Source organism: Paraburkholderia caledonica, assembly GCF_000383275.1.
In the GTDB taxonomy this organism is placed as follows: domain Bacteria; phylum Pseudomonadota; class Gammaproteobacteria; order Burkholderiales; family Burkholderiaceae; genus Paraburkholderia; species Paraburkholderia caledonica.
In genome coordinates this window covers 327,219-339,394 of record NZ_KB911039.1, presented here as the reverse complement: position 1 = coordinate 339,394, position 12,176 = coordinate 327,219, and the positions used below count along the sequence as shown (strand labels likewise).

The 12,176-nt window shown below is 61.7% G+C and carries 10 protein-coding genes; 4 read left to right on the top strand and 6 right to left on the bottom strand.

Annotation, left to right across the window (positions count from 1 at the left end; all coding sequences use genetic code 11):
• Nucleotides 1-13: 13 nt before the first annotated feature.
• Both gudD and H281_RS0119660 read right to left on the bottom strand, forming a co-directional pair.
• Nucleotides 14-1,363, bottom strand: coding sequence for a glucarate dehydratase (gene gudD / locus H281_RS0119665; protein WP_020068871.1), 1,350 nt, complete (start codon nucleotides 1,361-1,363; stop codon nucleotides 14-16).
• Nucleotides 1,364-1,494: 131 nt separating this feature from the next.
• Nucleotides 1,495-2,826, bottom strand: a complete 1,332-nt coding sequence (locus H281_RS0119660; RefSeq protein ID WP_020068870.1) for an MFS transporter — start codon at nucleotides 2,824-2,826, stop codon at nucleotides 1,495-1,497.
• 414 nt (nucleotides 2,827-3,240) lie between these two features.
• Here H281_RS0119660 and H281_RS0119655 point away from each other — a divergent pair, with 414 nt between their 5' ends.
• Nucleotides 3,241-3,951, top strand: coding sequence for a FadR/GntR family transcriptional regulator (locus tag H281_RS0119655; RefSeq protein WP_027804770.1), 711 nt, complete (start codon nucleotides 3,241-3,243; stop codon nucleotides 3,949-3,951).
• Between the two features lie 36 nt (nucleotides 3,952-3,987).
• Here the strand turns inward: H281_RS0119655 and H281_RS0119650 are convergent, their stop codons facing one another.
• From H281_RS0119650 to H281_RS0119640, 3 genes are read right to left on the bottom strand one after another with little or no spacing between them, the layout of a single operon-like run.
• Complete coding sequence (locus H281_RS0119650; RefSeq protein ID WP_020068868.1) at nucleotides 3,988-4,305, bottom strand: AtuA-related protein; 318 nt, start codon at nucleotides 4,303-4,305, stop codon at nucleotides 3,988-3,990.
• A gap of 1 nt (nucleotide 4,306) precedes the next feature.
• A complete protein-coding gene (locus H281_RS0119645; protein ID WP_027804769.1) occupies nucleotides 4,307-5,665 on the bottom strand; it encodes an acyclic terpene utilization AtuA family protein in 1,359 nt (452 codons plus the stop codon).
• Between the two features lie 26 nt (nucleotides 5,666-5,691).
• Nucleotides 5,692-6,996 (bottom strand): CitMHS family transporter, encoded by a 1,305-nt coding sequence (locus H281_RS0119640; protein WP_020068866.1) that lies wholly within the window; start codon nucleotides 6,994-6,996, stop codon nucleotides 5,692-5,694.
• Nucleotides 6,997-7,095: 99 nt separating this feature from the next.
• Between H281_RS0119640 and H281_RS0119635 the strand changes: the two genes are divergently transcribed.
• From H281_RS0119635 to H281_RS0119625, 3 genes are all read left to right on the top strand, one after another.
• Nucleotides 7,096-7,989, top strand: a complete 894-nt coding sequence (locus H281_RS0119635) for a LysR family transcriptional regulator (RefSeq protein ID WP_020068865.1) — start codon at nucleotides 7,096-7,098, stop codon at nucleotides 7,987-7,989.
• Between the two features lie 151 nt (nucleotides 7,990-8,140).
• Entirely contained in the window at nucleotides 8,141-8,971 is an 831-nt protein-coding gene (locus tag H281_RS0119630; RefSeq protein WP_020068864.1) for an alpha/beta fold hydrolase, read from the top strand.
• A gap of 354 nt (nucleotides 8,972-9,325) precedes the next feature.
• Nucleotides 9,326-9,553, top strand: coding sequence for a hypothetical protein (locus H281_RS0119625; protein ID WP_020068863.1), 228 nt, complete (start codon nucleotides 9,326-9,328; stop codon nucleotides 9,551-9,553).
• 188 nt (nucleotides 9,554-9,741) lie between these two features.
• Here H281_RS0119625 and H281_RS0119620 read toward each other — a convergent pair whose 3' ends face one another.
• A complete protein-coding gene (locus H281_RS0119620) occupies nucleotides 9,742-11,970 on the bottom strand; it encodes an NADP-dependent isocitrate dehydrogenase (RefSeq protein WP_020068862.1) in 2,229 nt (742 codons plus the stop codon).
• Between the last annotated feature and the right edge of the window lie 206 nt (nucleotides 11,971-12,176).

Sequence of the window (12,176 nt, the reverse complement as noted above, 5' to 3'; positions counted from 1 at the left end):
GCGTCGCAAGCAATCAACGCACGAGGCACGGGCGCTTGTTGTCGAACTTCCAGTTGGGAATCAGGTACTGCATCGCGACGCCGTCGTCGCGCGCGCCGAGGCCGTGCTGCTGGTAGAGCGCGTGCGCCTTCTCGATCTCATCCATATCCAGTTCGACGCCGAGTCCCGGCTTTTGCGGCACTTTCACCTTGCCGCCGACGATCTGCAACGGTTCGCGCGTCAAACGCTGGCCGTCCTGCCAGATCCAATGCGTGTCGATTGCCGTGATCTTGCCGGGCGCGGCCGCTGCCACGTGCGTGAACATCGCGAGCGAGATGTCGAAGTGATTGTTCGAATGCGAGCCCCACGTGAGGCCCCAGTCATTGCACATCTGAGCGACGCGCACCGAACCTTGCATGGTCCAGAAGTGCGGATCGGCCAGCGGAATATCCACGGACTGCAACTGGATCGCATGGCCCATCTGGCGCCAGTCGGTCGCGATCATGTTGGTCGCCGTTGGCAAACCGGTCGCGCGGCGGAATTCCGCCATCACTTCGCGGCCTGAGTAGCCGTTCTCGGCGCCGCACGGGTCTTCCGCATAAGCGAGCACGTCGTGCTTGTCGCGACAGAGGCGGATCGCTTCCGCAAGCGACCATGCGCCGTTCGGATCGAGCGTCACGCGCGCATTCGGGAAGCGTTCGGCGAGCGCGGTCACCGCTTCGATTTCAGCGTCGCCGGGCAGCACGCCGCCCTTCAGCTTGAAGTCGTTGAATCCATAGCGGGCTTGCGCGGCTTCGGCGAGACGAACCACGGCTTCGGGCGTCAACGCTTCTTCGGTGCGCACGCGGTCCCAGTCGTCGCGTGCGTCGGCGCCGCTTGCATACGGCAGGTCGGTCTTGTTGCGATCGCCGATATAAAAGAGGTAGCCCAGCATTTCCACTGCGTCGCGTTGCTGACCTTCGCCAAGCAGCGCAGCAACGGGCACGCCGAGATGCTGTCCGAGCAAATCCAGCAACGCAGCTTCGAGCGCGGTCACGGCGTGAATCGTGGTGCGCAAATCGAATGTCTGCAGGCCGCGGCCGCCGGCATCGCGGTCTGCGAACTGCGTGCGTACCTTGTTCAGGATAGCTTGCAAATTGCCGATCGACTGACCGACCACAAAAGAACGCGCGTCGTCGATCGTCTTGCGAATATTCTCACCGCCCGGCACTTCGCCCACACCGACATGACCGGCGCTGTCGCGCAGAATCACGATGTTGCGCGTGAAGTACGGACCATGCGCGCCGCTCAGGTTCAGCAACATGCTGTCGCGGCCGGCAACCGGCACGACGCGCAGTTCAGTAACGGTAGGCGTATCGTTCGAAATGGATGGGTTCGTGGACATAGGAACTAGACCGATTGAGATAGTGAGCCGGACGGTGGCGAGCAACGCAATTTGCAAGTACGCTCACCACCTGTGCCGGACGGAAACTGTTTGGGCGCGTGGCCCACGAGAGGCAGCCAGAGAAACAACGGTCAGTGTGCGCTGCCTTGCAGCGGATCGCGCAACAGGTTGCCGTCGCCGCGCCGATTACGCGTGAGGAAAGCCGCTGCGGCCGCGATCAGCGAAGCCACGCCAAGGCCGTAAAGTCCGCCGGTGATCGAACCGGTATGTTGCTGCAAATACCCGAACGTGGCGGGCGCGAAGAAACCGCCCAGATTACCGATGGAATTGATCAGCGCGATCACCGCTGCAGCGACGCGCGCATCGAGATAACCCTGCGGAATCGGCCAGAACAGCGAGGCCGCCGCCTTGAAACCGATCGCCGAAAAGCAGATCGCGACGAACGACAGAAGCGGGTTACCCGAGGTCGACGCAAAGAGGCCACACGCCGCAATCACGAGCGCGACAGCGAGCCACGCCTGCTGAAAACGCCACTTCGCCGAAAGCAATGCGAAGCAGTACATTGCGACCATTGCAATGAGCCACGGAATCGCGTTGAGCATGCCGACTTCGAAATCCGACAGGCCGCCGATCTTGCGGATGATGGTCGGCAGCCAGAATGTGGCCGCGTAAATCGTCAGCTGGATCGCGAAGTAGAGCAGGCAGAACAGCACGATCTGCGGATCCTTCAACAGCTTCACGGCCGGCAGATGCGCGCCGCCGTGTGCCACGCGCTCCGCCTGTTCAGCGGCGATCGTGCTTTCGAGAACGCCTTGTTCTTCGGCTGTGAGCCAGGAAGCATCGCGAATGCGCGATTTGAGGAACATCCAGCTGACCGCGCACAGCACGATAGAAAAGCCGCCTTCTATCAGGAACATCCATTGCCAGCCGTGCAGACCGAGTCCGCGAATGGACAACAGGCTACCTGTGATCGGTCCCGACACCACCGAAGCGATGGCCGAGCCCGAGAGAAAAATCGCCACAGCCTTGCCGCGTTCTTTTTGCGGCAGCCACTGCGTGAAATAGAACACCACGCCCGGAAAGAAGCCCGCCTCCGCGACGCCGAGCAGGAATCGCAACATGTAAAACGACGTTTCGTTCGACACGAACGCCATGGCCGCGGCAACGACACCCCACGTGCCCATGATCCGCGTCAGCCACGCACGCGCGCCGTACTTCTGCATCAATACGTTCGACGGTACTTCGAACAGCGCATAGCCGATGAAGAAAAGCCCGCTCCCGAGCCCATACGCCGCCGCACCGATGCCCAGGTCGGTTTTCATGTGGGTGTTGACGAAGCCGATGTTCACGCGGTCGATGTAGTTCGCGATGAACATGATCAGGAAGAGCGGCAACACGTGCCGCTTGACCTTCGAGACGGCGGACCCCAGTGGATCAAGTGCGGCGGTGAGAGCAGAGGTCAAGAGAGTCTCCAGTGGCGACCGACGAGCGGTCTTGATCTGGCGTCATGTGCGGCTGGCAAAGTCAGCAGTCGAATGGCGACGCACAGATATGTTGTCTGATGACAGTCTACTGCCGATCCGCAGCGCTTTCCAATGTGGTGTTTACCCTTCCTTGGCGGCTATAAATCGCGTACATGGACGAAAATCGAGGCGCACTCGCAACGTTTTAAGCCCGCAAAGCCGTTAAAATAAGACGTCTGATGACATGAAAGTCACTGCGGCGAGAATCTGCTGCGCTGACCGATGCCTCTTCATCATCGTTAAGCCATGAATTTTTACGACAGACGCTATGATGGCTAATGTCCAGACGTCACCAGACGTCCCGCGCGCCCTCAACCCGCGCCTTTCCAGCCGATTAGTCAACAAGCCACAGCAATGAGCAGCCTAACTGAGAAAGTGGTGGCCACCCTTTCCGATGAAATCCGCCGCGGCGTCCTGAGACCGGGAGACCGCATACCCACTGAAGTCGCGATGATGAAGCAGCTTTCTGTCAGCCGCTCCGTCGTGCGCGAGGCCATTTCGCGGCTGCAGGCGGCCAGGGTGGTAGAAACGCGTCATGGCATCGGCACGTTCGTGCTCGCGCCCGCCGCTGAGCAAAGCATGCAACTGCCCGCCGCCGATCTGTCGAGCATGCTCGACGTGATGGCGATCATCGAATTCCGTATCGATGTGGAAGCGGCGTCGGCAGCGCTCGCCGCTGCGCGGCGCACGGAGCAGAGCCTGAGACAGATGCGTGCGGCGCTCGCGCGCTTCGAGTCCGAACTCGAACGCGGCAGCACCGACACGCTCGCGCACGACGTCGAATTTCATTTGCAGATCGCGCGCGCAAGCGGCAACCGCTATTTTTTCGACGTGCTGAGCCAGTTGGGAAGCGCGGTCAGTCCGCGCACGCGCCTCGGCTCAGCGGAGATTGCAGAACTCGATCAGATCGAGACCTTGCGCAACGTGCTCAACGAGCACCAACTCATCTACCTTGCGATCGAGCGCCAGGACCCCGACGACGCCCGCGCCGCGATGCGCATGCATCTGAGCAACAGCCGCGAGAGGCTGCGACGCGCGCATGAGTCGAGTGCGCGAGGCGAGTAGCACCGCACGAACGGCGGGGCATTGCCGCCGGCGAATTCATAGCGGCGGCGGCGCTTCGAGTTCGAGGCTCATCAACGCAGAACTGAGCGACTTGCCGTGCGCGTCGAGCGCGAGCGAGCGCGTCACGCCTCCGCCCAGCGCCTCGCCGAGCACGAAGTTGAACGCGGCAATGGCCGGCAGTTCGTAGCGCGCGACATTGCCGCGCACGACATCCGCGAGATGCGCCTTCACGCGCTGCGGCGTCAATACGGCCCGCAAATGCTCGTAGTGCCGTACGTCGTAACAGATCACCGAGATGTTCAGCGTATTGCCCTTGTCGCCGGTTCGCGAATGGGCCAGCTCACGTAGTTTCATCTCACGCCTCCACCATCGTGAACGTCGGCTTCACCAGCTCGCGCGGCAACAGCACCGATTGCACCGCGACGACTTCGCGCGCTGACTTCGTGACTCCGCCGCCGCCCGCCGGGCCGTTCGTGTATAAGGTCTCGACTTCGTTGCCAACGCGCACGGCTTGCTCCAGCGACGCAGTGCGCCCCGCCACGCGTGCGCGCACTTCGTAGGGCTCCGCGGCACTGGCGGCGAGAGTCTCGCCATGCAAGGCGTTCACGCCGATCAGGTCGAAGCGCAGTTCTTCGGTCTGAACTCCGGTCAGCGCAAGCCGCTCACGCACGATGTCGAGTGCGAGACGGGCACGCGTCAGCGCACCGGGGCCCGCATATGAAATCTGCCCTTCGCCAATAAAACCGTCGAAATACGCCACCGAGACCTTGAGCGTGCCCGTGCGCGGCGCGCCGCGGCCACCGCGCACGCGAACGCGGTCTGGCGCTTCTTCCTCGACGTGCACACGCGAGAAATCAGCGACCACGTCTGGTTGCAAATAACGTTGCGGATCGTGGATCTCGTACAGCAACTGCTCCTTGCACGTCGCCTCCGTCACACGTCCGCCAGCTTGCGCAAGCTTGGTGAGGACCACGGCGCCATCTTCGCCGACTTCCGCGATGGGAAAGCCGAGCCTCGCCAGCGCGGGAACGTCTTTGAACCCGGGGTCCGAGAAATAGCCACCGGTGATTTGCCCCGCGCATTCGAGCAGATGGCCGATCACCGTCGCCTGACCCAGCGTCTGCCAGTCGTCCATGCGCCAGCCGAACTCATGGATCAGTGGCGCCACGAACAGCGACGGATCGGCCACACGTCCCGTGAGAATGATTTGTGCGCCCGCCGCGAGCGCGTCGACGATTGCGCTCGCGCCCAGATAAGCATTCGCGGAGACGAGACGCGACTGGTAGTCCGCTACCAGCTCGCCGGATTCCTCGAAGCGAAAGGCACTGTCACGCACGGCATCGAGCACGTCGTCGCCGGTAACCGCCGCAATCTTGACGTCGCCAAGACCAAGCGAGCGCGCGATCTCCGCCGTCTTGCGCGCCGCCGCAAGCGGATTGGCTGCGCCCATGTTCGAGACGATGCGCACGCCGTTGCGTAGCGCGGCCGGCAGCACCGCCTTCATGCGCGTCTCGAGAAGCGGGTCGTAGCCGAGTTCGGGGTCTTTGCTGCGCGCCTGCTGCGCAATCGCAATCGTGCGTTCGGCGAGACATTCGAACACGAGGTAATCGAGCGCGCCGTCTTCCGCGAGTTCGACTGCGGGCTCGATACGATCGCCCGAATAGCCCGCGCCCGCGCCGATTCGCACGAGGCGTCCCTGCTGAGTGGCTGTCATGCTGCTCACACCTGTTTCCGTAAAGCTCACAGTGAAAATATCCCCAACGCGACACATGCAATCGTCATCACGATGGATGCGCCGAACAACAAGGGGAACGTGAATCGCTGATGATCGGCGAGTTCGATCCCGCACAAGCCGACCACGAGGAAGGTAGCGGGCGTCAGTGGGCTGACCGGAAAGCCCGTCGTCATCTGACCCAGCAACGCGGCCTGGCCGACCTGCACCGCGGGCACGCCGAGCTGGCCCGCCACTTCGGCGATAACCGGCAGTACCCCGAAGTAAAACGAGTCGGGATCGAACAGCATGCTAAGCGGCATCGACATGATGCCGAGCGCGACCGGAATGTGGCTCGCCATTGCGGGCGGCACAAAGCCAACTGCGGCTTGCGCCATCGCCTTGAGCATGCCGCTGCCCTGCATGACGCCCGTGAACACGCCGGCTGCGAGAAGAATGCCGGCCATCATCAATGCAGCGCGAGCATGCGCGTCGATCCGTTTGCGCTGCATGTCCACGTTCGGATAGTTGACCATCAATGCGACGCACAGGCCGACCATGAACATGATCGCGGGCGGAATTTTTTCGCCCATCACGACCATCGTGCCGAGTACGACGATCGTGAGCACGATGTTGAACCAGAAATTCTTCGGTCGCCGCAACGCCTGTTCTTCTGGTGTCAGTTCGCGTTTGGGCATCGGCACGGCACCGCTCGCGGCGCCGAAACCGAGCCGCTTTTCCTCGCGGCGTCCAAGCCAGAATGCAACGCCGAACACGAAGACGAGCCCGATTGCCTGCACCGGAATCAGCGGATTGAACAGCGCCGAGATCGGCAGATGCAGCGAAGCGGACGCGCGAATCATCGGTCCGGTCCACGGCAGGAAGTTGATGCCGGCCGCCATCGAAACGGCCGCGGCCAGTACACGCCGGTCCATCTTGAGACGGTCGTAGAGGGGCAGCATCGCGGGAATCGTAACGAGAAAGCAGACCGCGCCGGAGCCGTCCAGATGGATCAGCAGCGCGAGCAGCGTGGTGCCCATTACGATGCGCGTAGGCCGCGTGCCGACCGCGCGGAGAATGCGGTCGATGATCGGATCGAGCGTACCCGCGTCGGTAATGGTGCCGAAATAAAGAATCGCGAAAACGAACATGCCGACGACCGGCGCGAGGCCCTTGAGCCCGTCGATCACAAACTTGCTCGTTTGAAAGCCGAACCCGCCGATCAACGACGCGGCAATCGGCACGATGATGAGCGCCACCAGGGGCGACATGCGTTTCGACAGGATGGCGCCGAGCAGCACGACGATGGTGGCCAGCCCCAGTAATGGCAGCATGTGCTTGTCTCCAATGTTGTTTTTTACTGCGATCCAGCGTAAGTTCAGCCCACTGATAAATCAATTGAAATGAATTGATTGCAGCAATTACAAACGGTCATGGATCTGAATCTTCGGGACATTCGCGCATTTATCGCGGTCGCGCAAACGGGCAGCTTCACGCAAGCTGCTGCGCGCCTGCACCTTTCGCAACCGGCATTGACGGTACAGATCAGACGCCTGGAGGAAACTCTTGGCTTGCGGCTTTTCGACCGCAACAGCCGCAACGTCGCGCTCACGCCGACGGGGCGCGATCTGCTGCCGCTTCTGCAAAAGTCGCTGCACGACATGGAGCATGTGCTGATCGACGCTCGCGCGCTCGGCGACGGCGCGAGCGGCACCGTGCGAATCGCCTGCCTGCCGACTTTCGCGGCAAGCTCGCTGCCCGAACTCGTTCAAGACCTGAAGAAAACCGTGCCGCGTGTGAGCTTCGAGGTGCGCGATGTCGTCGCGAGCATGGTCAATGCGTTGGTGCGTAACGAAGAGGCCGATATCGGACTGACCGGCGGCGCTCTCGACGACGCCAACCTGGAAGTGCTACATGCGGGCATCGACAGGCTGGTGGTGGTTTGCCCGAAGCGGCACCCGCTAGCGAAGCGGCGCCGCATCACGCTTGGCGATCTTGCGGCCACGCCGCTGGTGCTGACGGCGCAAGGCACGAGCGTGAGGGCGGTTGTCGATAGCGCGTTTTCGAACGCGCGGTGCCTGCCCGAAATTGCCTGTGAGCCGACCTACATGATGAGCGCCGTAGCCATGGTTCGGGCGGGGCTCGGCGTGACCATTCTGCCGGCGTCGGCGCGCGAAGTGAGGGCGGAGCCTGAACTCGTGGTGCGTCCCGTCGACGATCCGGCATTCACGCGCCCTATTGCGCTGATCAAGAAGCGTGGACGCACGTTGCCGCGTGTCACGGAGACGTTCGTTGCAATGTTGATCGAGAAGCTCGACTCGGAGTGAACGGCGGTTGGGCGCTTGCGGTGTGTTTCCGAGAAGCGGCGAGGCGGCAAGAGGCAGCAGAATCCCGTAGGTTCGTTGCTATGCGCGGTGCTGTGCTGGCACGCTGTCGCTTGCAATGACGGTACTGGCGATCAAACAGGAGACAGCGGCGATGGCAGCTTTCCAGGAATCGGACGACGACTCGCTTGAACGCTTCGAAGCGCACGGCGCGCCGCTGCTGCCTGCATCGAGCGAGTCGGGCTGGGTCGAGCACGAAGGCGCGCGGATCTGGTACGCGTCTCACGGCAGCGGCACGGCAGTGATTCTTTTGCACGGCGGACTTGGCCACAGCGGCAACTGGGGTTATCAGGTGCCGGCGCTCCTGGCTGCCGGGCACCGCGTGGTGGTAATCGACAGCCGCGGTCACGGCCGCAGCACGCGCGACGCGCGGCCGTACAAGTACGAACTGATGGCTTCCGACGTGCTTGCCGTAATGGACGCGCTCGCGCTCGAACGCGCGGCAATTGTCGGATGGAGCGACGGCGCGTGCGTGGCGATGGTGCTGGGCATGGTGGCGCCGCAACGCGTTGCCGGCGTGTTCTTCTTCGGCTGCAACATGGACCCCAGCGGCACAAAAGAATTTGTAGCGACGCCGGTTATCGACCGCTGTTTCAGCCGGCACCGTCAAGACTACGCACGCCTTTCCGCCACGCCCGACGAGTTCGACGCATTCGTCGCCGCCGTCAGCGACATGATGAAGACCGAGCCTAACTATTTTGCGGACGACCTCGCGCGAATCCGCGTGCCGGTTGTCATCGCACAAAGCGAACACGACGAGTTCATCAAACGGGAGCACGCTGAATATCTCGCCCGCGCGATTCCCGGTGCGGAATTGAACGTGTTACCCGGCGTCAGTCATTTCGCGCCGCTGCAAAGACCGGCGCTGTTCAACAAGGCGATGATTGCGTTCGTGGAACGCGTGCTGCCGGGCGGCCCCTCCTGACGCATACGGAGGTGTATCTACAAAACACCCAAAATTTCACGATGCGACACGCGGCCCTGCTTCGTAAAAAATCGTGGTGCGTGGCACAAACTCGTCATTTCGCAATGTCGCCCCACGTTGCACATCGCAAAATGAAACGCGCAACCCACTGATTTTAAAACGCAATTTTCGTTATAACGAAGCACCCAACGACCGTTTGCTCCGCTGCCTGCTGACATAGACTCTTTTACAAGAGCAGGCGCTTCATGCGGTGCGGTGGATTGGATGCGATAGAACCATCTCGGACAGCCCCCGAATCCCGCGCAGGAAGCCGCCAGAGCACAGCGGTTTTTATTGGCAATTGGGAGACTAAAAATGAAAGGCTTTCGCTTTGGATCGACCGAAGGAGCGTTCTACATTTTGCCGGGTCAGGACGGCTGGGAAGCATCGTACGGCAACGACAAACTCGGCGAGTTTTCCAGCCCGCAACAAGCGGCTGACGACCTCGCGCGCGGTTTGACCTGCCCGCATCTGTCTGAAGTCGACACCTCGACGCTTGAAATTCCGGAGAAACTGAGCGACTGGGAAATCGTTCACGTTTGATGGACCGCGCTACGCGCGTCCGCGATATGCAGCCAGAAATGACGATGGCGCTCGAGAGCGCCATCGTCATGCTTACCGCTTACTTTTATGCCGCGTCAGGCGTGTGCCTGGCTGCGTCTTTCAAAGCGTGCGCAAGTGCTTTGTCACCTGGGCCGCTCCTCACACGTGTCAGCACATGGCTGAACACTTCACGCAATCGAGTCCACGATTTCGTTCAGCGTGGCGCTCGGGCGCATAGCCTTGCTCGTCAGTTCGACGTTCGGGCGATAGTAGCCGCCGATATCCACCGGCTTGCCTTGTGCGGCACGCAGTTCTTCGAGGATCTTCGCTTCGTTGTCGGCCATCGCCTTGGCTACGCCGGCGAACTGCGCCTGCAACGCGGCGTCTTCCGTTTGCGCGGCGAGTGCTTCGGCCCAGTACATCGCGAGGTAGAAGTGGCTGCCACGGTTGTCGAGACCGCCGACCTTGCGCGCCGGCGACTTGTCGTTGTCGAGGAACTTGCCGGTTGCCTGATCCAGCGTCTTGGCCAGAACCTGCGCCTTCGGGTTGTGATACGCGCTGCTCAAATGTTCGAGCGACGCTGCCAGCGCCAGGAATTCACCCAGCGAGTCCCAACGCAGGAAACCTTCTTCGACCAGTTGCTGAACGTGCTTCGGCGCCGAACCGCCCGCGCCCGTTTCGAACATGCCGCCGCCAGCCATGAGCGGGACGATGGACAGCATCTTCGCGCTGGTACCCAGTTCCATGATCGGGAACAGGTCGGTCAGGTAGTCGCGCAGCACATTGCCGGTGACCGAGATCGTGTCCTTGCCGGCGCGGATACGTTCGACCGAGAACTTCGTTGCCTCGACCGGCGTCATGATGCGAATGTCCAGACCGTTCGTGTCATGGTCCTTCAGATACTGCTCGACCTTTTTGATGATCTGCGCGTCGTGTGCACGAGCCGCGTCCAGCCAGAACACCGCCGGCGTGTTGGTCGCGCGCGCGCGATTCACCGCGAGCTTGACCCAATCCTGCACCGGTGCGTCTTTGGTCTGGCACATGCGCCAGATGTCGCCCGCTTCCACCGCTTGCTCGATCAGCACAGCGCCGCTTGCGTCGGTCACGCGAACCACGCCGTTCGCCGGAATCTGGAACGTCTTGTCGTGTGAACCGTATTCTTCAGCGGCTTGTGCCATCAGGCCGACGTTCGGCACCGTGCCCATGGTGACCGGGTCGAACGCGCCATTCTTCTTGCAGTCTTCGATCACTGCCTGATACACGCCCGCGTAGCAACGGTCCGGAATCACGGCCTTGGCGTCATGCAGTGCGCCGTCCGCGCCCCACATCTTGCCCGACTCGCGGATCATGGCCGGCATGGACGCGTCGACGATCACGTCGCTCGGCACGTGCAGGCTCGTAATTCCCTTGTCCGAGTTGACCATGGCCAGTTGCGGACGCTGTTCGTACTGAGCCTTGATGTCGGCTTCGATCTGCGCAGCCGTTTCGGCCGGCAGGTCTTTGAGGCGCGCGTACAGATCGCCGATACCGTTGTTCGGATTGAAGCCCGCTTGCGCCAACGCGTCAGCGTGCTTGGTCAACACGTCTTTGTAGAACACCGATACGACGTGACCGAAGATGATCGGATCGGACACCTTCATCATCGTGGCTTTCAGGTGCACCGAGAACAGCACGCCCTTACGCTTGGCATCGGCGATTTCCGCTTCGATGAAGCTGCGCAGCGCGTTCTTGCTGAGCACCGAAGCGTCGATAATCTCGCCCGCCTGCACCGGCGTCTTTTCCTTCAGAACTGTCTTCGTGCCGTCGGCAGCCGTCAGTTCGATCTTCACCGCACCGGCCGCAGCGATCAGTGCCGATTTTTCGCTGCCGTAAAAATCGCCGCCGCTCATGTGAGCGACATGCGACTTGGAGTCTGCAGACCACGCGCCCATTTTGTGCGGATGCTTGCGTGCGTAGTTCTTCACCGACAGCGGCGCGCGGCGGTCCGAGTTGCCTTCGCGCAGCACGGGGTTGACCGCGCTGCCCTTGATCTTGTCGTAGCGTGCCTTGACGTCTTTTTCGGTTTCCGTCGTGGCGACGTCCGGGTACGCCGGCAGCTTGTAGCCCTGATCGCGCAATTCGGTGATCGCGGCCTTCAGTTGCGGCACCGAAGCGCTGATGTTCGGCAGCTTGATGATGTTCGCTTCGGGGCGCGTTGTGAGTCCACCCAGCTCAGCCAGATCGTCGGAACCCTTCTGTTCCGCGGTCAGGTAGTCCGGAAATGCAGCGATGATCCGGCCAGCAAGCGAAATATCGCGCGTTTCAACGATCACGTCGGACGAGCGCGTGAACGCCTTGACGATCGGCAGCAGCGAGTAAGTCGCCAGAGCAGGCGCTTCGTCGGTCAGGGTGTAGATGATCTTCGGCGGTGTGGACATGTTTGATGCTTTGCTAGGTGAAGTGAGAGACAGAGCGTTGGACGCGCTGAGCCAGCGAGTTGCGACGAAGCAGCAAAACGCAGCGCGACCCGCGGCACTACTTTTTACGGCCCGACCGTGAGTATATGCGCGTTTTCCTCTATCCGCTGCTAAACAAACATGCCGGCGAACCCGCCGAAAGTGCGATGATGCCCGCCAGACAAGGC

Coding starts and splice junctions, on each gene's coding strand:
- H281_RS0119645 (WP_027804769.1), bottom strand. CDS start 5,665: ATGACAGCCACTCAGCAGGGACGCCTCGTGCGAATCGGCGCGGGCGCG.
- H281_RS0119635 (WP_020068865.1), top strand. CDS start 7,096: ATGGATCTGAATCTTCGGGACATTCGCGCATTTATCGCGGTCGCGCAA.
- H281_RS0119625 (WP_020068863.1), top strand. CDS start 9,326: ATGAAAGGCTTTCGCTTTGGATCGACCGAAGGAGCGTTCTACATTTTG.
- H281_RS0119630 (WP_020068864.1), top strand. CDS start 8,141: ATGGCAGCTTTCCAGGAATCGGACGACGACTCGCTTGAACGCTTCGAA.
- H281_RS0119650 (WP_020068868.1), bottom strand. CDS start 4,305: ATGAAACTACGTGAGCTGGCCCATTCGCGAACCGGCGACAAGGGCAAT.
- H281_RS0119620 (WP_020068862.1), bottom strand. CDS start 11,970: ATGTCCACACCGCCGAAGATCATCTACACCCTGACCGACGAAGCGCCT.
- H281_RS0119640 (WP_020068866.1), bottom strand. CDS start 6,996: ATGCTGCCATTACTGGGGCTGGCCACCATCGTCGTGCTGCTCGGCGCC.
- H281_RS0119655 (WP_027804770.1), top strand. CDS start 3,241: ATGAGCAGCCTAACTGAGAAAGTGGTGGCCACCCTTTCCGATGAAATC.
- gudD (WP_020068871.1), bottom strand. CDS start 1,363: ATGTCCACGAACCCATCCATTTCGAACGATACGCCTACCGTTACTGAA.